The sequence below is a fragment of the Paradesulfitobacterium aromaticivorans genome (genome assembly GCF_054657415.1).
In genome coordinates, this window is the sequence record NZ_BAAHYT010000011.1 from 250,280 (window position 1) to 272,350 (window position 22,071).

The window sequence follows — 22,071 nt, forward strand, 5'->3', positions numbered from 1 at the left end:
AGAAGGAGCGTGACTTATGAGTTTTGAAGAACAAAAGGTGAGAATCGAGGTCGTAAAATCCGAATGCAAGCATTACCAACAAGGTGATGTGATCATGATTGACGGTGCATTGATTGACAAAGCAGCCTCAAGCAATGTCTGTGTCACTGCCCTCTCCGCGATATTCCCATTCGTTTTCGCCCTGCGCAAGCGGGTTTCTCCCGAAGCGCTAGGCTTCACTGGAGAAGTAACTGCCCAATGTCCGGATAATTGTGCCCCGGTAGTCTTTAAGCTGATCCCTTTTTCGGAGTAAAGAGTAATGTGAATATGCATTAACAAGATGCATGGAGTCATTGACACTTAGGTAAGGTTTTTGGGCAAGAATCCAGAGCTTACGCCGAAAGCGTAATGCGTTCCTGCATCCTTTTTCTTGGGAATAGAGTGAATTGTCTGAGAAGACAAGGGTTCTGCCCTGTTATGCATTTTGGCATAAAAATTGCTACAGAATTAATGTATTGGAAAGAGGTCACGATATTTCCGTATATTATCGAAGTCTAAAACGCAAGTTGTTAAAGAAAGAGGAGGATGGCTAAGTTGACGTTGAGAACGCAAATTCCCGGGCCGAATTCACAAGAATTACTGGAGAAGAAGCAGAAGTATGTTGCCAAAGGTATTTCCAACGGAACCCCGCTGTTTATTGACAAGGCTGAAGGGGCTTTAATGACAGATGTTGACGGGAATACCTTCATTGATTTTTATGGCGGGATTGGGGTTATCAATGCCGGACACTGCCCGCAACCTGTGGTAAAAGCGATTCAAGATCAGGCTGAGAAACTGCTGCATACATGCTTTATGGTTACAATGTATGATAGTTTCGTGGATTTAGCTCAGAAACTCACTGAAATTACCCCTGGTGATTTCGAGAAAAAGACTGCTCTTGTGAATAGCGGTGCTGAAGCAGTTGAAAATGCGGTTAAGATCGCACGCGCTTATACCAAGAGAACCGGAATTATTGCTTTTGAAATGGCTTTCCACGGCCGTACCAATATGGCCATGGCTTTGACCAGTAAAGTTAAACCGTATAAGCACGGCTTCGGACCGTTTGTTCCCGATGTGTACAAGATGCCTTCTGCCTATTGCTATCGCTGCTATTACCGTTCCAGCTATCCGGGCTGTGGTATGCAATGCTTGGAACAGTTCGATCGCTTCTTCGCAGCTGAAGTGGCTCCTGAGTCCATTGCGGCCATGATTATCGAGCCTGTTCAAGGAGAAGGCGGGTTCATTGTTCCGCCGAAAGAATTCCTCCCCGGACTTAAGAAAATTGCCGATCAGCACGGAATCCTTCTGATCGTAGATGAAGTACAAACAGGCTTTGGCCGTACCGGGAAAATGTTTGCTTCGGAACAGTTCGGGGTAGTTCCGGACATTATGACTATGGCTAAGTCTATTGCTGCCGGGCTTCCTTTAAGTGCTGTTGTCGGTAAAGCGGAGATTATGGATGCACCTGGACCTGGTCAGCTGGGAGGGACTTTCGCCGGTAATCCGCTTTCCTGTGCAGCCGCTCTGGCTACCATCGATTATATCAAGCAGGAACAACTTCCGCACAAAGCTGAAAAGATCGGCAACGTCGTGATGGATCGCTTAAAGGATATGCAAGAGAAATACTCTCTGATCGGAGATATTCGCGGTCTGGGTGCTATGATTGGGATTGAGCTTGTCAAAGACCGTCAGACGAAAGAACCTGCGAAAGAAGAAACCGGCAGGATTGTACAAGAATGTCTAGAACAGGGCTTAATTATTATCTCCGCTGGCGTGTTCGGCAATGTTGTCCGCATGCTCATGCCGCTGGTAATCACAGATGAGCAGTTGGAACAAGCTTTGAACATTCTTGATAACGCCTTTGCCAAGGTTCAAAAAAGTATCGGTTAAATAGCGCTTAGGCATCTGCGGATGTCATAAAGTGTTGTAATACCTCCTCCTATTTTTTATACGAACGGTCCAATTTAGTTTGGGCCGTTCCTTTTCTCTACCGCCAGTGGATAAAATCATCCATCGAGGAACAGGAAAAAAGTCTTTTCATGTTTCTCTTTTTACATTATGATGAGCGTGGAGTTAGATAGACAAAGAGGAGGGGCTTAGCGCCATGGAATCAGATAATGATGCCGAGGGAGAAACGGGTGGAGCCGTAAAAATGAACGGAGTCGTAAACACGGGCTCCGGTAGTGAGGCCAAGGTGATAATAGCCTATTTGGCAGTCTCAATCATATGGGGTTCAACCTATTTAGTGAACAGGATCGGGGTAAGCGAGTTACCACCGGAATTATTTTCCGGAATTAGGTTTATAATTGCCGGAGGGATTCTGCTTTTTTACACTATGGCTAGGAAAGAGGCTTTTCCGGTAGGGATCAAGGGAATGTGGCAGCAAGCATTAGTTGGTTTACTATTTCAGGGGGGCATAGGTTTAGTGGTATGGACCGCCCAGTGGGTTCACTCCGGGGTTACCTCTCTCATAGTTGCTACTGGGCCGTTGTTTATCGCAATTATTGAATTTTTGATCCCTGGCGGCAGTAAACCTAGTGTTAAGGCTTGGCTAGGGTTATTATTGGGTTTTGGCGGCATGGCGCTATTGGTGTTTTCCGGCGAGAACGCAGCTTCGGTCAATATTTGGGGAGCTGTCCTTCTGCTACTGGCATCTTTTATTTGGGCCATTGGTTCGGTATACATCCAAAGGATTGACTCCGGTGGCTCGACTCTGGCTAATTTGAGCATTCAGATGTTAGCCGGAGGTGTAATGCTGGCTTTAATTGGAATCGGATTGGGGGAACTGCCCAAACTGCATTTTACGGCCACGGGAATATTAGTTACACTTTATCTAATAGTATTTGGCTCAATTGTGGGGTACGGTTCGTATCTCTATGTATTACAAAAATGGCCGGCCACGAAGGCGGGAACGTATGCTTATGTTAACCCGGTGGTGGCTTTGTTTTTAGGGGGAACTGTCGGTGAGCCGGTTTCTATGAGTATGATTGTATCGGCCTTAATCATTATTGGCGGAGTGGTACTGGTTCAGATGTCGGCACCTGCGCGAAGCGCGAGTTCTACATTGAGATCAACTCAGAATTCGACCTGATGAGGCAAGGCCTCCAACGAAAACAATGAAAAATTTCATTAGATACTAATGAAATTTTTCATTAGGCTAAGAAAATCATTATCAGAGGCATTTCTGATAATTCTTAAAATTACTTAAAGCTTGGGATGATTTTTTTCATCCCAAGCATGATTAAGTATGAACTTAATAAACGCCAAACGCGCTTAAACAGGCCTTTTTCGGGGCCTGTTTTTTGATGGCATGTTTATTGCTACTAATCAAAATTGTCTTACTAAAAGGGGGATGATAATTAAAACTAATAAATACAGTCTGTCTAATCTACTAATAACGAGGGGGGAATTAAAGGATGAGTGATATTTTCACTCGCTACGGTGACGGATCTCCAACCAGAATGAGCAAAGAGGACATTCGTTTTGACTTGGAAGAGGGGACCCGTGATGCTGCGGACCGCGGGAAGATACCTGCGCTTACTGAAGCAGAGCTTGACCGTCTCTTTGAAATTTGCACGATGCCTGAAAAAGCCGTGACAGTTGAGCGAGGCGATGAAGTTGTTGTCAGTTTTGATGCTGGAACTTTAAAATTACCGGTACGTGCCGGAATCCCGATGGACAGGTCGACTGCCATTCTTACCCACGAGCGGGCATTTTGCTCAGATACAATGGAACTGGGTCATGTGGATTACAGCTACAAACAGCTGAAAGCGATTATCCATGAAGAATGTCAGGCGATGGAGCATATCCAGCTTAACACGATTATCCCGGTATTTTATGGGGCCATGCCGAACTTGGGCTTATACACCAAACCGGACGGGCCAATTGATAACTGGTCTGAACTTCTGCCTTTGGCCAAGATTGCGGAAGCTAAAGCCGCTCAGGAAGAGGCTGTGGAACACGCTGTCAAGGATATGGTCTATGTCGCCAGTAGAATGTATGAGTCCGGGGCGGACGGCATCAACTTTGACACCGTGGGAGCATCTGGTGATGCCGATGTGCTCGCTACCTTACAAGCCGCTCAAATCCTGAAAGAAAAATATCCGGATATTGCGATCGAATTCGGTATGGCTGGGGAATTCGTTCTCGGCATGCACGGCGAGCTTTATTATGATGGCACCCGCTTAGCCGGGCTTTATCCGCATCAACAAGTGAAAATGGCCGAAAAGGCCGGAGCCAATATCTTCGGAGCAGTCATAAACACCAACAGCAGCATGACCTTTGCCTGGAATATCGCGCGGGCGGTAACTTTTGTCAAGGCCTGTACGGAGGCCGCCAGCATTCCGGTGCATGTAAATGTGGGCATGGGAGTGGGAGCTATTCCGGTAACCAATACCCCGCCGGTTGATGCTGTGTCAAGGGCGGACAAAGCGCTGGTCGAGATCGGAAAGGCGGACGGGTTGTAGATTGGTCATGGCGATCCTTTTGGTATGGCTATTACTCACGAGATGGCCGCGGGCATGGGCGGAATTCGTACTGCCGGAGATCTGGTAGCACGTATGCAAATGACCAAGGGCATGAAAATCAAGGACGCAAAAGAGTATGTAGCCGCTAAAGTGGGAGTTTCCACTTTTGACCTGTGTGACGAAGCCGTAATGAAAGAGGTCAGGGAACAGCTTGACATTGGGCATGTCCAAGCACGGGTCGGCGCTTCTATCGGAATGGAAGCCAAATTCAATATTGCCAGAGTTTTAGACATGAAGATTAAAGCAGTGGAGAACTTCAAACGGAAAACCGGAATGTAGGGAGGGCTGAACTTGAGTATAGAAGATATTATTGCCGAGGCCAGAGAAACGATTTTACAGTGCGACCAGGCACGGGCGGTGGCAGTTGCTGAGCGTGCCGTTGCCCAAGGCTTTGACCCGGTGCAAGTGCTTAGTGAAGGTTTTAGCTATGGTATTCGTCAGATGGGAGACCTTTTCGGCAGGGGGGAAGTGTTTCTGCCCCAATTGATTCTTTCGTCCGAGGTTATGAAATCGGCTGTGGCCATCCTTGATGCGGCAATTCAGGGCGGCACGCCGCAAGCAAAAGCTAAGATGGTAATCGCTACGGTTGAGGGAGATGTGCATGATATCGGCAAAGGTATCGTAGTCTCGCTTTTAAAGACTCAGGGCATCGAGGTTTATGATCTGGGACGGGATGTGCCTACTGTTAAAATCATCGAAAAAGCTCTGGAGGTTGAGGCCAATATAATCGGAACCAGCGCTTTGCTTACCACCACTCTCATGGGTCAAAAGAAACTGGAAGACGAACTGCGTAAGAATGGTTTGCGCGACAAGTTCAAGACCATGGTCGGGGGTGCACCGGCTACCCAGAGATGGGCTGACAGGATCGGTGCCGATGCTTATGCTGAAGACGCAGCTGAGGCAGTAACTAAGGCTTTAGCTCTGTTAGGCAGATAATTAATTAAGTCTGTAAGGGGACTTCTGGAAGGTGGGCAACATGAACGACATCACGCGCACTCTAAATCTTGAGCATATTTTGGTAAAGGCGGCCAAGGGGGAGATCTTATCTAAACCTGAGATAATCTTCCTTCTAAGTTTAAACACAGACGAGGAGCTGGCCGCCCTTTTCCATACAGCCAGGGAAATGAGGGCCAGACATTTTAACAATAAACTTTTCCTGTACGGATTTATATACTTTTCTACCTGGTGTCGCAATGACTGTGCCTTTTGCTATTTCCGTAAATCAAACGGTCTACCCCACCGCTATCGCAAAACAGACCAGGAAATAGTAGAAGCGGCTGCACGTTTGGCTGAATCCGGAGTGCACCTGATTGACCTCACGCTGGGTGAAGATCCTTTTTATCATCATAATGGGGATGGAATTCACTCCTTGGCTAAGCTGGTGCAAGCAGTAAAGAGGCAAACCAGCTTGCCGGTCATGATTTCGCCGGGGGTTGTTTCCCATAGGGGACTGGAGGAATTCGCTCAAGCAGGTGCAGATTGGTATGCCTGCTACCAGGAGACCCATAACAGACAGTTGTTTAAGAGCCTGCGCCTGAAACAGAGTTATGACCGCCGCTATCTCAGCAAGAAGCATGCTGTGGGGCACGGTTTGCTGATTGAAGAGGGGATCTTGGCCGGTGTGGGGGAGAGTTTGGCAGATATCGCGGATTCCCTGGAAGAAATGCGTGAGCTTGGAGCCCATCAGGTGCGGGTGATGAGTTTTGTACCGCAAGAGGGTAGTTCCATGAGTACCTGGCCTACCCCCGACCGGATGAAAGAATTAAAAATCATCGCGATTATGCGTCTGTTGTTTCCTGAACGGTTAATTCCGGCGTCTCTCGATGTAGACGGGATAGAGGGTGCGCAAGCGCGCATTAATGCGGGAGCAAATGTTATCACTTCCTTAATTCCGCCGCAGTTGGGGCTGGCGGGCGTGGCCCAAAGCACCAAAGGCATCGATGAAGGGCACCGCACAGTACAGGGGATTCTGCCGATTTTGGAAAGGATGAATCTGGAAGCCGCCACGGCGGAAGAGTATAAGGCTTGGGTGGATAAGGAAAGAGCGAGTTTAGGTTTGGTAAGCTTAGTAGGGGAATTCGGTGGTTTAAGATGAAGGTAGCGGTAATTGGCGGGAAACTGCAAGGGGTTGAGGCCACATATCTGGCTCATCAAGCGGGCTGGGAGGTTGTCCTGATTGACAAGAATGCATACGCTCCTGCTACAGGTATGTGTGATGAGTTTTATCAGGTGGAGATTTCGGCCGACCCGGAAAGGGTTGCTGAAATCGTCAGTAAAACGGACCTAATCATCCCGGCGATCGAGGATCAAGCGGTTTTAGAGATGTTGGCGCAAATTGCGCGTTCAGGCCAAGTGCCGCTGGCTTTTGATCATTCTGCCTATACTTTTTCTTCGTCTAAGCAAAGGTCGGACGAGTTGCTCCATGGTCATGGAATTCCGGCACCGGCATATTGGCCTGATTGTACGCTCCCGGTGATTGCTAAACCCTCTTTTGCCAGTGGCAGTCACGGAGTGCGCAAGTTCTATAATGCCAGAGATTTAACCGAATTTCTCGGAAAGTTAAACGGTGACCGTGGCAACTGGGTGATTCAGGAGTATTTGGAAGGGCTCTCGTATTCGATCGAGGTAATTGGTGCCAATGGGCAAGTGGTGGCTTTGCAAACCACTGATTTAGGCATGGACAGGAGTTATGACTGCAAACGAGTTTCTGCCCCAACCGAACTGAGTGATTCTATAGAGAGTGAGTTCCGGGAGATAGCGGTGGAGATTGCCCGCTTAATTAACCTCAATGGCATCATGGATGTGGAAGTAATAAATCACCATGGGACTCTGAAGGTCTTAGAAATTGATGCGCGCCTGCCGAGTCAAACCCCGACCGCTGTCTACAAGTCGAGCGGGGTCAACATGATTGAAAACCTGTTCCAGGTATTTGCACAAGGAACAGCGCCTCAAATATCCGAGATTGTTCCGTCTCAGGCAGTGGTGTATGAACACCTTCGCGTAGGGGATGAAAGTATCGAGACTCTGGGGGAACACATCATGGCCAACGCAGGGCCGCTCACTTATTTTCGCGACTTTTTTGGTGCAGATGAGGCTATATCCAATTTCCGGACGGACCACACTGCTTTCGTGGCTACTCTCATCATAACTGCCCCCACCAACGGTGAAGCTTGGGCCAAGCGTTGTGATGTCATTGAAAATATCCGGAGCCATTACAACCTTTCATTTTATCTGGATTCTTCTCCGGATAATTAAGTCCCGTTTACCTAACGAAATTTTATCAGGATACTAATGTTTCAAGCTTAAGATAGCGATACTCAAGTCGAGATTCGTGCGTTTGTATTTCAAGGGGGGCTAACGTATGAGCAAGAGTGACAGTGCCAGAAGGTTTTACCGCAAAAGAGTGGATTTCTTCCTCCTGTTACAGAAGATTAAGCTTTGGCCTTCCCGCACCGGCGTTCTGCACGGGATTAAATCGATTTCGGAAAAGGGCGGCTATGCCGAGATTACAACTCACTGCAACAAGGTAATCTTAACCCGCAACTCTAAAAACAGCCGCGCCGCCCGCTGGATACGCAACAAGTGGACAGCCGGAAGTTGTCCGGCATGCAAGATACCGGCGTGGAAGCTGTCAAAATTCAATTCTACTTTCTTTGCGCAGCATTACGGGTCAGCGCTTACCCAAAAATAATCAGGAGATGATTAACCAGGGTGTCGGGCCGTCGCAAATCATCGATGACAGACTTATCGCTAATATGAATGTAGTCGGAGTAAGGTTTAAAGCCGAGGACAATGTATTCCGTAAGTAATGATGTCAGAAAGGCGATGGCCGAGGGGATGGAGCCAATTAAGAAAAGCAAGACAAGGAGGAGTAGGAATGTTAATCATCGGAGAACTGATTAATACGAGCAGAAAAGCAATTAATGAAGCAGTAGAAAACAGGGATGCAGACTACATTAAAAAAATTGCCACAGATCAGGTGAAAGTCGGGACCAATTATGTTGACGTTAACTGTGGTACGATGGTGTTTGATGAAGTGGAGACGATGGAGTGGCTGGTTAATACGGTACAGGAAGCTGTACAGGCTCCACTTTGCATTGACAGCCCAAACCCCAAAGCTATTGAGGCAGGGCTGGCACTTGCTCGCTATGGCCAGCCCCTGATCAATTCCATCACCGGGGAAGCTGAGCGTTATAACGAAATTATGCCCTTGGTCTTAAAATATAAAACCAAGGTAGTAGCGCTGTGCATGGATGATTCTGGAATGCCTGAAACAGCTGGAGATCGGATGCAGGTGGCGCGTAAGCTGCATCAGCAATTGACAGCGGCTGGAATTACGGAAGACGACATTTATTTTGATCCTCTTGTAAAGCCTGTAAGTACCGGTGATAAAGCTGGTTTAGAAGTTCTGGATACGGTGAGGCTAATCACAGAAGAGTTTCCCAATGTTCATAAAGTCTGCGGTCTGAGTAATGTTTCCTTCGGCCTGCCAAACCGCAAGATCTTGAACCAGTTGTTTATGGTACAGACTATGACGATGGGTATGGACAGCTATATTCTTAATCCCCTCGATACCACAATGATGGGTTATGCTCAGGCTTCGGCAACACTCTTGGGTAAAGACCCGTACTGTATGAATTATCTCAATGCCCACAAGAAAGGTTTATACGATAAATAATATGTAAGTTTGCAGATTGTATAAATTGTAACTATGTATGGGAAAAGCTCGAAATTTGGAGTAAAATTTGAGGTAGAGTTTTAGACTAAGGGACTATTCGGTTGAGAATATGTGGGATTCGGGCCTTGAGTGTTTGAACGCTTGCTAGAGTATTAACGTATGTTTAAGCACTCAAGGCCAGACATTTAGGTGTGGTTAGAAAAAGAAGGGGTTAGAGTGCTCACTGAGGGAGTTGAGGTATGAAGTGAACAGACTTACCTTAGGGATTGACACCGGTGGAACTTATACGGATGGGGTGCTTCTTGATCCGGTAGAAATTGCCCGGGAAAAGCCAATTGAAACTATTCTTTCCGGACCGGCGGCAAGTATTGTGGGTGCCGCATTTTTGACAGGAACGGAACATGCTCTAGTCCTTGATATGGTTGGACAACTAATGATATAGCGTTTTAGAGGATGGTAGACCAAGGTTAAAACGGGAGGGAGCGGTTGTTGGAGGATGGAGGACTAGGGTCGAGGCAGTGGCAATCAGTACTTTCGGGCTTGGTGGTGACAGTTATATAGAGGTGTCATCAGATGCTAAGTTGCAGATCAGTCCAAATAGCGAGATTTTAAACGGACAATCGGTGGATTGCTGGTTTTTACTTAAACCGCCAACCAAGTTGTGGGACGGATCTCTTTTACTCCAACGGATACTTTGCACGCCCTCGAACGGTTTACGGCTTGGGATATTAAGGCTGCCACAGAATGCGCACAGATTCTTGCCAAACGCATGAAATTAGAGCAAAAAGAGTTTCTGCTTTAGACCAGGCTCCAAAGGGGGCTTCATAATTCATGCAGCAAGAGCACCGGAAGTAGTGATAGAAAAAGAAGAAGTTAATGTTGATACACCGCAGGGAACTATATTCATTGAACACGCTTTACTTTGTCAGCCATAGGTCGACCTTATTGGGGGGGACTAACAAATGCATGCTAAAATTATTGCTTGTAGCACAATGGCTGATGAGATTCAAAAGGTCTTGCCTGTCGATATGGAACTGGAATTATTACCCTATGAATGGCTGATAAATTCTCAGTATGCCAACTACCAACGGGTGGTTTTTATCGATACCGGAGTGGAGAAGATGGAGAGCTGCGTTGCTTACTCCAAACGTGTCGCAGATTTTATTAAGGTTCCCCATGCGGAACGCCAGGGATCCTTACGTCTTTTGGAAAAGATGTTTTGTGGCGAGTGGGATGAAGAATTTGTTGTCACGCCGCCGGGAAAAATCGTTTTGCAACTAAACTTTTTATAAGTAGGAGTGGGAAAATAGGAAGGTGAGATATTATGGATACTTTTAAAGTTACTTTTTTTCCCGCTAATGCTGAAGTTGCAGTTAAGGCGGGACTAACATTAATGGAAGCAGCGATAGAAGCAGGAATAGAACTTGAAGGCCCGTGCGGCGGCAAGGGAACATGCGGCAAGTGCTGGGTTAAGCTCCTGAAGGAAAACAAGGAGGAGTTTGTGCTTGCCTGCCGTACGGTTGTTAGTCATAATCTGGTAGTAGAGATTCCGCAATTGGAGGTTTCTCTGCACCGTAAAAGCGAGTTGACCCAGAGTAACCTCGATTTTGAAATTAATCCCGGAATCGAGAAAGTTTATCTTGAGTTGGAAAAGCCCTCTTTGGAAGATCAGAGTCCTGATGCCACCCGCCTTGTGCGCGGGTTAAACAGGTTGGGCCGGTTGAGTGGGTCAGAAAGGTTAGGTCGGTTAGATAACCTGAACATCAGGATTGATGTCCTGCGTGCTTTGCACGAAAGTTTGCGCCAAGAGGATTTTAAGATTACTGCAATCGTGGCTAATGGTGAAGTGTTAAAGGTAGAGGCAGGCAATACTTCTAAGAGGCTTAGCGGCTTGGCTGTCGACATCGGGACTACCACGGTTGTAGCAACCCTGATTAATCTAAACACAGGGGAGACACTGGCTACAGCTTCGGCGACGAATACACAAAACATCTTCGGTGCAGACGTGATTGCCCGGATTGAGCATGTGATGAATGACAGCAGGGGTCTGGAGCACCTAAATAAGCGGGTAATCGGAGTGATTAACCGTTTGCTGGCAAAGCTGACACAGGCAGCGGAGATTTCTCGAGAGGAAATCTTCCAAGTGGCTGTTGTTGGAAATACTACTATGAGTCATTTATTCTTGGGGTTAGATCCAACTTATCTGGCCTCATCCCCGTTCATTCCGGTGTCCGCTCATTTGGTGCGCACAGAAGCCAAGGATGTGGGCTTGGAAATATTCGCGCATGCCCCTGTTTATATGCTGCCGAACATTGCCGGATATGTGGGCGCAGACACTTTGGGGGTAATCCTTTCAACAGGAATTCATAAGCAGGAGGGAGCGTGTCTTGCGATTGATATCGGCACGAATGGCGAAATTGTCTTAGCAGCTTCCGACAAGCTTTTAACGTGTTCAACAGCCGCAGGGCCGGCTTTTGAAGGGGCACAGATCCAATTTCGGATGCGGGCAGCAAATGGGGCCATTGAAAAGGTTAAAATAGATGATGACGTTCATTTAAGTATTATCGGCAATGCTCCGGCCAAAGGCATTTGTGGTTCCGGCTTAATGGATATCGTGAGTGAATTAGTAAAGGCAGGAATAGTGGATGAAAGCGGTAGAATGTTGGGCCGGGATCAGGCTGATCACTTACCGCAGGCACTGCGAATGAGATTAGACCGCAATTCAGTCTATGGGAACCACTTTGTTTTAGCTTCTGATTCTGGGTCAGAGCCTGTAGTTATCACGCAAAAGGATGTCAGGGAACTGCAGTTGGCAAAAGCCGCTGTGTACGCCGGTATTGAGATTTTGTTAAAAGAGGCTGGCTTAAGTTGGGAAGAGCTTGATCAGGTATTGTTGGCAGGGGCCTTTGGCAGTTATATTGATAAAGAAAGTGCGCTTGCGCTTGGTCTGCTGCCGCCTGTAGCTCCGGAAAAGATTGTATCTGTGGGCAACGCTGCCGGAGCGGGTGCCAAATTGGCTTTACTGTCAGCGGAATTGCGGCAGGAAGCTGGCGAGTTGGCCAGAAGGGTTACACACGTTGAGCTTTCAACGCGTCAGGATTTCCAGGAGTACTTCATGAATGCCCTCGGGTTTAAGGTGGAAAGGGAGGAGGCATCAGGATGACCGTTTTGACATGGGAAGCTCTCGAATTAAAACCTGAAGAAATCTTCAGGGCTATGGGTTATGGCGGCGTTAAGAAAGAGATTATGATTACTGCAGCGGGCGCACAACCTGCCAAAACAGCCGCTATCGGTAATTAGAGAATGGTTCGATAAGCAATTGCTATCGTGATAAAAATAAAAAAATGAGGGAGATTGAGTGAGATGGCAACAGGAGAAATTAAATGTGGGATTTGTGGGTTTGAGGTGAAGGTAGTGGCAGAGCAGGTAGAGGGGAGCAAGGTAAAACTTAATATCACCAGCACCTGCCCGTCATATCAAAAGATTGCTGCCGAGTTACAGGAAGTTGACGCTTATCAGGAGGTCTTTCAAAAGCTCCATCAGGGCAAAGTCTACGAAGTTTTCAGTAAATATAGCAAACATCCCAGTTGTCCCGGAGTTTCAGGGATCTTAAAAACGATTGAAGTTGCTGCCGGATTAGCTCTGGGCCAAACTGTTTCTATGGAAATTAAAAAGTAGAATTAGAGTTTTGAATTTAGCAGGACTTTAAAGTTAATTAACGAATTATTAAAATAATTAAAGAATTAAAGAATGGTGCGCTTGAAACTAAAAGTCCTGGAGGGCCAATTGATGAGTGTAACCTGGACAGTTACGCAAAAACAGAAGTTAATAGAGTTAAACGGAGAGCCTGCTTTATTTGATCAGACATTTACTAGCTCATCCGAACGCGATCAGGCTTTTCAAAAAATTGAAAGAGAATTGGTTCAAAAGAATAAACAACACCTGCTGGAATTAAAAAACAGCGGTTTTCGTCCTCTGGTATGCCAGTTAGAAAGCAAGATGGTAAACAGGCTTAACGCGGAAGGGTTTGTTCAGGTGGTGACGCCGATCATGTTGGCGAAAGGTATGCTGGAAAAGATGACGATTACCCAAGACCACCCCCTTTCCAAACAGGTGTTTTGGGTAGATGACAACAAATGCCTAAGGCCGATGCTGGCCCCCAATCTTTATTACTTGATGCATGATCTGAATAGGCTATGGGGCAAACCTGTGAGAATCTTTGAGGTGGGACCCTGTTTCCGCAAAGAGTCCCAAGGTGCCAACCATTTGAATGAATTTACCATGTTGAATCTGGTAGAGTTGGGGACGCCTGAGGGAGAGCAAACTGCGCGCCTACGCGAATTGGCTGCGATTATGATGGACACCATTGGATTAAAGAATTATAAGTTAGAGACTGACGCATCTGAAGTATATGATACTACGATTGATGTGGTAGCAGGAGATTTGGAGCTAGGGTCCGGAGCCTATGGACCCCATAAACTCGATCCAGCGTGGGGAATAGTTGACCCTTGGGTAGGGATTGGTTTTGGGGTGGAGCGCCTAGCCATGGCGCTACAAGGGCATCGAACCATTCGCCGAGTCGGGCGTAGCCTTTCCTATCTTGACGGATCACGCCTTAATATTTAGGGTGTTCACGAAATGAATGATCTGCCACTGTGAAAGTAGGAATCGCTTCCAAGATTAAGAGCGATGGAGAATAATAGCTATGACGCGTCTAACTACTAGCGATATTCATAACCTAGACTCCGAAATTGCTAATTATAACTCGGATCTAATTAAGAAGACAGGCGCAGATATGCGAACCCTTGTCTGTTTTGCTGCCGGGATAAGCGCCGAGAGGTTCACGGAAGCATCTCGTGACTACGCAGTCGCTGTTGTGCCTATTACTTCCGGTCAAGGTTTAATTGGCGGCTTTGCTGAATCAGTACAAAGCATCATTGAGTTTCTGGGATTTACTAGCTTTGTCACTAAACACACCGATGTAGCCGGAATTGCTGAAGCGGTTGAAAGAAAAGCTCACCTAATATTTATGGCAGATGACGACCGGTTTATAGTGTTTAATGTTGGTCAAGGGTTCTACGTGGATAATGCTCAAGCTACGGCTAGGAGCTATGTAGCTGCTCTCGCTCATATGGCACGAGGATTAAGCGGACAGGATGTATTAGTCCTGGGAGCAGGTCCTGTCGGACAAGGTGCGATTGGTTTTCTCAAAGACCTGGGAGCCCAGGTTAAAGTCTTTGATATTAAGCAAGAGAAACTGGCTAGATATCAAAACGACTCTCAAGTGTTCACGGAGCTTTCCCTTGCCGAAGCTCTTCGTAAATATAAGTATATTTTAGATGCTACCCCAGCCACGGACTTCATTGGGTTAAATGATCTCCATCCAGAGGCCATGGTCGCCGCTCCGGGCATTCCTTTGGGGTTGACTGCAGAGGCTTTTGCAAGAAATAAGGATCGTATCGTTCATGACCCTCTACAACTTGGGGTTGCTACTATGTTGGCAATGGCTCTTTAGGGCCTTTTTCACGGGGGGTGGATCGACAAGATCACATAGACTCTAAATCTATGCAGCCGGGTGTGACTCCCGGACTCCCCGCCATAAATTTATGCCTGCTAAGTTGCTTGGAACTAGAAACTCTGTTTAGTGGGAGGAGATTGCATGGTAATCTTAGACATAGCCACCACGGATTTTCAAATTCATCCTCCTGATACGGAACTTTGGTCTCTAAAGGACATTCTTGTCCAGGTACGGCCAAAGTTTATTCTTACTTTGTCGGGAAATGGATTGGAGAACGTGTTTCCCGCAGAGTTCCTCATGCGTGAAATTCTAAGTCTTTCTGATAAGGATTCAGGGGCGCGGACTTTATTACTAAAAGATTTACAGCCCGACCAAAAATTTAGTGTTCTGAATTCGAATTATTCTGTTTTGGATCTGAAAGACCTAAATACTGAACTAGCCGTTATTCTTAATAGTGACAATTATCCAGTGGGAATTGTGGACAATCTTAGTGGTATCGAGACTCTTACTAAGTATGTGGTTATCAAAAACAATGAGGTACAGGAAACGCTCATAGAGTATGAGCAGATATTCCAAGGCATTGAAGAAGAGATATTTGTCACTGATCAGAATGGGTACATTTTGCGTCTAAATCCGGCTGCAGAAAGGGTGTGCCAGGTGAGTTCCGCTGACGTGGTCGGGAAACACGTTGCAGAATTAGAAAAAGAGAAGATTTTTTCCGCCAGTATCACGATGCAGGTTCTGCTCCAAAAGAAAAAGGTAAACATGATGCAGGAACTAAAGTCTGGGAAAAGGGTTTTAGCCACAGCGATTCCAATTTTCAATGATGAAGGGGAAATAACGCGTGTTATCGCTACCTCTAAGGATATCGTAGAGATTAATAAACTCAAGGCACAAATTGAAGAAAAAATAAATGAGATCGAACGTAAGAATGAAGAATTAACCTTACTCAGAGAAGAAATTTTCGGGCAGGTAAGCTTTATTTACCAGAGCAGTGCAATGAACCACATTAAAGATATTATTGCGAAAATTGCGCCGATGGATTTAACCGTGCTCATTCAAGGGGAGTCAGGGGTAGGAAAAGAGGTTGTTACGAAAACGATCCACTATTTGAGCAAGAGAAAAGAACAGCCCTTTATTAAACTAAACTGTAGTCTGATTCCGGAAAACCTGATTGAATCTGAACTTTTCGGGTATGAAGGCGGAGCCTTTACCGGGGCCAACAAGGGGGGGAAAATTGGCAAAATCGAATTGGCCAATAATGGAACCCTCTTTTTGGACGAAATAGGGGAATTGCCTTTGCGCGTTCAGGTCAAGCTCCTGGATTTTTTGCAGGACCGCCAGATCGACCGAGTTGGAGGTACGAAGAAGGTAAAGATTAATACCAGGGTTGTGGCCGCTACGAACCGCGATTTACTGCAAATGGTACATGAAGGGCACTTTCGTAAAGACTTATATTACAGGCTTAATGTGGTCCCAATTGTGATCCCGCCGCTGCGGGAAAGAAAAGAAGATATCCCGGCTTTAGTCAGATATTTCCTTGATAAATTTAATGCCAAGTATGGACTTAATAAGAAACTAACCCCGGAAATCATTCAGGCTTTTTACCACTACGAGTGGCCGGGAAATGTCCGTGAATTAGAGCATGTCATGGAAAGGATAATTGTAATTAACGAATTTGAGACAATTACCCTGGATTATATCCAAAGCATCTTGGATGTTAAGCCTGATCAGGGCAAGGTAATCTGTACGGATATTATTCCCTTAAAATTGGCTAAGAAAGAGGTCGAACAGCACTTAGTCAAAACGGCCTATGCAATGTATAAATCCACGTACAAGGTGGCAAAAGTGCTGGAAATCGATCAGTCCACGGTAGTGAAGTTGTTAAAGAAGTATAGATAAAGATTATCTAGGGGCTGTCCGATAAGTTTTCGCTTTTTGGGGCAGCCTTTGAATTCGAACTGTAGCTTCTCACCTAAAATGACGGCATTACTGTCACCGCCAATGGCGGAACAATCATACTGACAATATGCCAAAGGCCGAAGAATTTCACCGTCAATCATTATCTCACGCGCTACATGCCAGCCAATGTTGAAAATGTGGATATGGATATGGATATGGATAATCCCCACTATGCACATGCCAATCCATGTGCATTTGCACCATACGGCGGATAAGGGTGGATTTACCGCTGCCTACTTCCCCAGTGAGAGCGCCGAGGCAAGAGTTGGCAACCATTAACTGCAAGCGGGCCAAGGCTTCAGCGTAAGCACCGGCCTCAAAAAACATATCCCCTTGGGGTGAACGGGAAAAGGCAACTGTGGCATTAAGATTTTGCCTATCAGTCATGGGGCGCCTCCGGCTTTGACCCGAAGCTTATGGGATCTTCGTTCCACAGGGAGTCCGCCACCTCGTAGGTATTGCCGAAGACGCTGACACAGCCGGTCTTATCTACTTTACGATCTTCTTCCCACAGAAATATTTCGTTTAGTTCAACCATCGGTACCTGGCGCATGGTCCGCTTCAGGCCCGCCGCCCTCTCCCGGGGAGACTGGCTGGTGCTGCCATGTTTGCGTAAGTGGTAATACCCATCCAGCCAGGCAGTAAAGGCCTCATTCAACTGTTTTAACGTCGTGAGGCTGCCGTTTTCAATTTGCACATGCGCTTCAGGCCGAAAACTTGTGTCGATAAACCTAAAAAAACGTTCAATTTTGCCTCGGTTATGTGAAGCTTCACATAATGAATAAGAAAATTATCCGAAGTCAATCACGCAAAAAAAGCTCTCCGAGAACGGGAGCTGACTTTGGATAATTTTATTGGACGAAACTGCGGTGGGTTAGCACTATGGGGAAATTAAGATTTTCGTTCTGCTCTTGGAAACCAATTACGAGGATGTTAGAGTGCAAAAATAAGTGCCCAAATAAATCAAAACATGCTCAATTAGACACAGCTCCCCCCTCACCAATGAAGAGGCATTTGAAAAACATTATGCAATTACGTGTTTTGGCGAAGCTCTGTTGAGATGACCAACACCGCAGCAAGGACAGATGGTAAAGTCTTTACCCGTCAGCTTTTTCAAGAATTCGAGGGTGGTCAACTTTGGTTTTGGTAAATCATTTATCTGAGTAGTATGCGTAAATTCTTTTTGATAGAGCGATGACATCCAATCACGAAACTTTTGCCTGTCGGCTATTTTCACATTGTTTTTACCATCCCCCAGGAACTAAACACCCTTGTTTGGCAAAACCAAAAGCTTCTTTATTCCATCCTGATTCAAAGCGCAGGACATACCTTAATCGAACTGGCCAAAGACCCTAAATTTCTTGGCGCTACGACCGGGGTTACTTCAGTGCTGCATACCTGGAGGCAGAATCTGACATTTCATCCCGAAAGACATGTCTTTCGCACTTGTTCATGTTCATTGTATTGTGCCGGGAGGTGGTCTCTCCACCGACGGACTTCATTTCGTCCGTTCAAGCAAGAAGTTCTTTTATTCCGGTTAAAGTGATGTCAAAAAAATTCAGGGGGAAGTTTCTTCATCTTCTGAAGCAAGCCTTTAACGAGGGAAAATAAGTTTTTTTAACGAAGCTGCTAAGCTGGCCTTTAGGAGCCACTTCCTTTCCCTTGTTGACCGTTTATACCATCTTGACTGGGTTGTCTTCTGCAAAAAACCGATCAAATCTCCAGCTCATGTTATCCGTTACCTTGGCCGTTACACTCACAGAGTGGCTATCTCCAATGCAAGAATTCAGAGCTTTGACGGTCAAACGGTTAGGTTTTCCTGGAAGGATTATAAGGATGACGGTAAGTCCAAAGTGATGACGCTTGATGCTGCCGAATTTACCCGACGGTTTCTTCTACATGTACTCCCGGATCGATTTGTTAAAATCAGGCATTATGGTCTGCTTTGCAGCCGCAATATCCGTACCAAACTTTCGAAATGTATAATGCTGGCCGGTAGCAAACCCTTGGCCCACACTCCTCCAAAGCATACTAAGTCTTGTCGCTCTTGTGGAAGTCCCGATATTATTCCATTTCTTTTCCACAATTACTCATCTGCTAGTCCGTAAGCAGTTTCTAACTCCATATTTTTTAAAACTGCCCAATTTGGGGAGGGGGAAAGTCTACCCATTTTTAGGTGTTAACCTGATATTATAACGTAGCCCATGATGAGATTCATGATGTTCTATGTATCTCACCGAGTAATTGCTCCCAATGACGCCACTGATTTATCAATGGCTTTTTTCGTATCTAGGAACATCATAAATCTCTAATTTATTAGCAATTGTAATAGGGCTAATTGTAGCTAGCTTATTAAATAAACCGATTCTTATTACCGTTACAGCAGAAATCTTAAAAGAGGTTACAGCAGGGGATTTTAGCCACGAACATAAAGTTGATTCAAAAGGTGAAGATTTTGATATCGTGGCAGGCTTCACATACCAATAGTTTAAAACCGTGTTTAGGATCTCCGCATCGACGAAACTTCTCGACCTCTTTGATCACAACTTCTCTGATTCTGTCAGCATATTTACGCACGAAAGTATCTCAGTGATTATTTTTGTTGAAGATCTCTTTTAAAATATTTCCTTCCATAATCCTAGAATTCCAAATCTGCAAGTAAAGGGGTACCCCCAGGTACCCCTTTACTTATACTTTCTGATATATCAAGAAAAAACCTAGGCGAATTTTGTTGCCTAGGTCAGACGGAAGTTGAACTAAGTAACTGTTTACTCGTGCTTGGTACCCATAAGAGCTTCATCAATTTGTTTTTGAAAAGGATTGGGCCGCGTTTGTTTTATAGCAGCAGCGCAATTGCAATGATGAGTGTGCCCGCAAGGCTTGATTTTTTTCTGGTTATTAGTTTGTTCCGCATGTCTAGAGGTAATGATGCCGAACATGTTTACCGGCGCGGCTTTCATCACTCCTCCACAGTGGACGCACAGGAGTTCTAACCCTTTTTTAGTTTCATAATTCGCCAGCACTTCTCGACTTGCACCACATTCCGTACAAATAAAGTCATATATCGCCATAATTAATTCTCACCTCAATAATTTTTTATTTCCTAAACCTGTAGCATTTGCATTAAAACATACGGTATGCTTATTTATACGGAACCTGCACTGCTCATTCATCGTTAAGCCACCTGCCATAATTAAATTGTTCAGACATGAAATCTGGAGGTAGATCAATAATAAGACCATGGATTTTATTTGTCCGATTAAGTGATTTAATCAATTTAATAATGCTTTTTTATATTAAGACATTTTAAATTGCGATATTTCCGGTTTAGTCATTCCCTCTTGATATTTACCACAGTAAGAGAATTCTCGTAATGTTTGCTAGAGTATGCTAGAAAGAGCGTTGCATCGCTCTCTCTAGCATTTAGAGAAAATTATGCTCCCTATAATCTAGACCTCGTATGAGTTGATTTATGCAGTTGCAGCAACGTGCTCTCTAACCAACGAAACTGCAGCATTTGCATCAGAACCATAGATCGTGCCAATTTGTGAGGCGATCTCCTCATTCATTGCAGCACCGCCAACCATTACCAAGTATTTATCGCCTACGCCTTGCTCTCTAAGCATTTTAACGGTCTTTTCTGCATAAGTGACGGATGAATTGGTCATAACCGACATGCCGATGGCTACAGCATGATTTGCTTCCGCCGCTTCGATAAACTGTTCAGGGGTCACGTTCTTGCCGAGATCAATCACATTAAAGTTGTTCGCTTTCAACATAAGGACCACGAGATTTTTACCGATGTCTTGGGTATTGCCACGGACCAGACCCATGACAACGGTTTCTTTTTTTCCTTTTTTTAACCCATCTGCTTCCAACAGTGGGACAAGAATAGGCATGGCTTTATCCATGGTCTTGGCTGCCTTGAGCATGTCGGTGATGAAGCGCTCATTGCGCTCATACAGGTCGCCGATTATTTTCATCCCGAGGGACAGACCGTCAAATATTATTTGCTGAGGAGTTAAGCCCATTTCTAAACCCTTTTTGGTCCACTCTACGACCTTGTCACCATCATATTCCACAATCGCAGAGGCTAGGTTGGCATAAACCTCTTCCTCAGGCGTTTTCATCACCTGACTCTTTTTAATCCCCATTCTGACAAGTTGATCGTCATCGGTAGAGATTTTGTGCATGCCCGGGTGTTTAGGATTGCCGGCCAGATATACATCGCTGAGATCGCCGAGAGCCTCAATGTCCATCGGATACTTAATTGACGCACAAGTATCAATTAAGGCGCGCATATTTTCTTCAGGCACGGTCCAGTCAATATCACAACCGGGCATACAAACAAACCCGCCATTGTACCCAACCTCTGCAGCAAGCTTCCTGACCTCCCTAGCAACATCTTCAGGGGTGCCATGGGTAAGAGTCGAATACGGACTGAGGGTGCCCATCAGAGATACTTTGTCACCAATAGCACGTTTCGCGAGATCTGCCCCAGGGTAAATATCCCCGTTAAAATTAAATGAGCCATTGGTAGCAATGTCTTGCCAGATGGGTTGAGTGAATGTACAGATATGCGTAAACCCAATACCGCCAATTTCCTTCATGTAAGCGAACAACCTTTTTTGATAAGGCAAGCCGAATTCACGGTACATTTCCGGCGGTAAAATATCACTGGAGCAAAATGGATCCAGAATATTGACAACATCGATGCCGGCTTCGAACATCATTCGACTGATATTTTTGACAACGTCAAGGCTTAACTCTATAACCTCTTTAGCATAATCTGGATCATCGGCCAAATAGTTGAAAAAATTATCGGTACCGGTTACCAACTGAGCCGTGGTAATAGGACCACCAACCGGAGTAGCCAGCGCGTGGGTATCTTTCCAACCTTCCTTAATAAAGGTTCTTATCTCTTCTTGGATTGCTCGCAAACGGCCCTTTTCCGGATCAAAACCCTTCAGTAAATAATTTTCTTTAAGACGGTAAAAAGCTTCTTTTGTTGGTGCAGGATGTTCGACCAGCGTGGGTTGCGCATATGGCAGATAATCTAATACCGCGCCCAGATTTTCTACCGGGGTAAACAGGTCGGTGCCGGCGAGCACTACGTCCCCGCCAAACTTTTGATGCGCTTTGATTTTAGCTCTAGCCATGGCTTCTCCATTGAATAAAACCTCATCGACCCTGACACCCCCCTCGCGAATGCCCCGTGTCATCAACAATGGGGTTACGGGTAACTGATCCGGAAGTTCCTTCATGGTTACTGCCGCGAAAACTCTTTCCCGACTCGTCATCTTAGCTGTGCTCATTTAATTCACTCCTTAATAATTATTTCACTGCTGTTCCAACTATGGGATTAATTT

22 protein-coding genes and 2 pseudogenes are annotated in these 22,071 nt (G+C 45.7%); 18 read left to right on the forward strand and 6 right to left on the reverse strand.

Features of this window, described 5'->3' with window-relative positions; genetic code table 11:
* Positions 1-16: 16 nt before the first annotated feature.
* From ACYQ2N_RS18020 to ACYQ2N_RS18100, 17 genes and pseudogenes are all read left to right on the forward strand, one after another.
* The gene (locus tag ACYQ2N_RS18020) at positions 17-292 is read left to right on the forward strand and encodes a TIGR04076 family protein (protein WP_460000802.1); all 276 of its coding nucleotides are present in this window, start codon (positions 17-19) and stop codon (positions 290-292) included.
* 272 nt (positions 293-564) lie between these two features.
* Entirely contained in the window at positions 565-1,908 is a 1,344-nt protein-coding gene (gene gabT / locus ACYQ2N_RS18025) for a 4-aminobutyrate--2-oxoglutarate transaminase (protein ID WP_460000803.1), read from the forward strand.
* A gap of 214 nt (positions 1,909-2,122) precedes the next feature.
* Positions 2,123-3,109 carry an EamA family transporter gene (locus ACYQ2N_RS18030; protein ID WP_460000804.1) on the forward strand — a complete coding sequence of 329 codons (987 nt, stop codon included), beginning with the start codon at positions 2,123-2,125 and terminating at the stop codon, positions 3,107-3,109.
* 325 nt (positions 3,110-3,434) lie between these two features.
* Positions 3,435-4,823: pseudogene (gene mtbB, locus ACYQ2N_RS18035) on the forward strand ([dimethylamine--corrinoid protein] Co-methyltransferase).
* A 12-nt stretch (positions 4,824-4,835) separates the two neighbouring features.
* Positions 4,836-5,480, forward strand: a complete 645-nt coding sequence (locus ACYQ2N_RS18040; protein WP_460000805.1) for a methyltransferase cognate corrinoid protein — start codon at positions 4,836-4,838, stop codon at positions 5,478-5,480.
* 40 nt (positions 5,481-5,520) lie between these two features.
* On the forward strand, positions 5,521-6,639 hold the full coding sequence (gene pylB / locus ACYQ2N_RS18045; RefSeq protein WP_460000806.1) for a methylornithine synthase PylB: 1,119 nt from the start codon (positions 5,521-5,523) through the stop codon (positions 6,637-6,639).
* Entirely contained in the window at positions 6,636-7,799 is a 1,164-nt protein-coding gene (pylC, locus tag ACYQ2N_RS18050) for a 3-methylornithine--L-lysine ligase PylC (RefSeq protein WP_460000807.1), read from the forward strand. The genes pylB and pylC overlap by 4 nt, the downstream gene beginning before the upstream one ends.
* A 106-nt stretch (positions 7,800-7,905) precedes the next feature.
* Positions 7,906-8,235: a pyrrolysine--tRNA(Pyl) ligase small subunit gene (pylSn, locus tag ACYQ2N_RS18055; RefSeq protein ID WP_460000808.1), complete on the forward strand. Its 330-nt coding sequence runs from the start codon at positions 7,906-7,908 to the stop codon at positions 8,233-8,235.
* A 186-nt stretch (positions 8,236-8,421) separates the two neighbouring features.
* The gene (locus ACYQ2N_RS18060; RefSeq protein WP_460000809.1) at positions 8,422-9,222 is read left to right on the forward strand and encodes a methyltetrahydrofolate cobalamin methyltransferase; all 801 of its coding nucleotides are present in this window, start codon (positions 8,422-8,424) and stop codon (positions 9,220-9,222) included.
* A gap of 244 nt (positions 9,223-9,466) precedes the next feature.
* Positions 9,467-9,664, forward strand: coding sequence for a hydantoinase/oxoprolinase family protein (locus tag ACYQ2N_RS18065; RefSeq protein ID WP_460000810.1), 198 nt, complete (start codon positions 9,467-9,469; stop codon positions 9,662-9,664).
* A 520-nt stretch (positions 9,665-10,184) separates the two neighbouring features.
* The gene (locus tag ACYQ2N_RS18070) at positions 10,185-10,514 is read left to right on the forward strand and encodes a DUF1638 domain-containing protein (protein ID WP_460000811.1); all 330 of its coding nucleotides are present in this window, start codon (positions 10,185-10,187) and stop codon (positions 10,512-10,514) included.
* 32 nt (positions 10,515-10,546) lie between these two features.
* Positions 10,547-12,385, forward strand: coding sequence for an ASKHA domain-containing protein (locus ACYQ2N_RS18075; protein WP_460000812.1), 1,839 nt, complete (start codon positions 10,547-10,549; stop codon positions 12,383-12,385).
* Entirely contained in the window at positions 12,382-12,522 is a 141-nt protein-coding gene (locus tag ACYQ2N_RS18080; RefSeq protein WP_460000813.1) for a hypothetical protein, read from the forward strand. The genes ACYQ2N_RS18075 and ACYQ2N_RS18080 overlap by 4 nt, the downstream gene beginning before the upstream one ends.
* A gap of 63 nt (positions 12,523-12,585) precedes the next feature.
* Positions 12,586-12,900 carry a DUF6951 family protein gene (locus ACYQ2N_RS18085; protein WP_460000814.1) on the forward strand — a complete coding sequence of 105 codons (315 nt, stop codon included), beginning with the start codon at positions 12,586-12,588 and terminating at the stop codon, positions 12,898-12,900.
* 111 nt (positions 12,901-13,011) lie between these two features.
* Positions 13,012-13,848, forward strand: a complete 837-nt coding sequence (gene pylSc / locus ACYQ2N_RS18090) for a pyrrolysine--tRNA(Pyl) ligase large subunit (protein ID WP_460000815.1) — start codon at positions 13,012-13,014, stop codon at positions 13,846-13,848.
* Between the two features lie 79 nt (positions 13,849-13,927).
* A complete protein-coding gene (gene pylD / locus ACYQ2N_RS18095) occupies positions 13,928-14,737 on the forward strand; it encodes a 3-methylornithyl-N6-L-lysine dehydrogenase PylD (protein WP_460000816.1) in 810 nt (269 codons plus the stop codon).
* Between the two features lie 144 nt (positions 14,738-14,881).
* Entirely contained in the window at positions 14,882-16,642 is a 1,761-nt protein-coding gene (locus ACYQ2N_RS18100; RefSeq protein ID WP_460000817.1) for a sigma-54 interaction domain-containing protein, read from the forward strand.
* 165 nt (positions 16,643-16,807) lie between these two features.
* On the opposite strand, the gene ACYQ2N_RS18105 is transcribed toward ACYQ2N_RS18100, so the two are convergent.
* The 3 genes from ACYQ2N_RS18105 to ACYQ2N_RS18115 all read right to left on the reverse strand — a co-directional run bounded on the left by ACYQ2N_RS18105 (position 16,808) and on the right by ACYQ2N_RS18115 (position 17,939).
* Positions 16,808-17,089 (reverse strand): hypothetical protein, encoded by a 282-nt coding sequence (locus tag ACYQ2N_RS18105; RefSeq protein WP_460000818.1) that lies wholly within the window; start codon positions 17,087-17,089, stop codon positions 16,808-16,810.
* Positions 17,082-17,360, reverse strand: a complete 279-nt coding sequence (locus tag ACYQ2N_RS18110; RefSeq protein WP_460000819.1) for a hypothetical protein — start codon at positions 17,358-17,360, stop codon at positions 17,082-17,084. Before ACYQ2N_RS18110 ends, ACYQ2N_RS18105 begins: the two co-directional genes overlap by 8 nt.
* A 366-nt stretch (positions 17,361-17,726) precedes the next feature.
* A complete protein-coding gene (locus ACYQ2N_RS18115; RefSeq protein WP_460001791.1) occupies positions 17,727-17,939 on the reverse strand; it encodes a hypothetical protein in 213 nt (70 codons plus the stop codon).
* Positions 17,940-18,135: 196 nt separating this feature from the next.
* Here ACYQ2N_RS18115 and ACYQ2N_RS18120 point away from each other — a divergent pair.
* A pseudogene (locus ACYQ2N_RS18120) lies at positions 18,136-18,810 on the forward strand (IS91 family transposase).
* 331 nt (positions 18,811-19,141) lie between these two features.
* Here the strand turns inward: ACYQ2N_RS18120 and ACYQ2N_RS18125 are convergent.
* The 3 genes from ACYQ2N_RS18125 to ACYQ2N_RS18135 form a co-directional block, all read right to left on the reverse strand.
* Positions 19,142-19,279, reverse strand: coding sequence for a transposase zinc-binding domain-containing protein (locus ACYQ2N_RS18125; RefSeq protein WP_460000820.1), 138 nt, complete (start codon positions 19,277-19,279; stop codon positions 19,142-19,144).
* 191 nt (positions 19,280-19,470) lie between these two features.
* Positions 19,471-19,773, reverse strand: coding sequence for an FmdB family zinc ribbon protein (locus ACYQ2N_RS18130; RefSeq protein ID WP_460000821.1), 303 nt, complete (start codon positions 19,771-19,773; stop codon positions 19,471-19,473).
* 399 nt (positions 19,774-20,172) lie between these two features.
* Complete coding sequence (locus ACYQ2N_RS18135; RefSeq protein WP_460000822.1) at positions 20,173-22,017, reverse strand: MtaA/CmuA family methyltransferase; 1,845 nt, start codon at positions 22,015-22,017, stop codon at positions 20,173-20,175.
* Positions 22,018-22,071 lie beyond the last annotated feature (54 nt).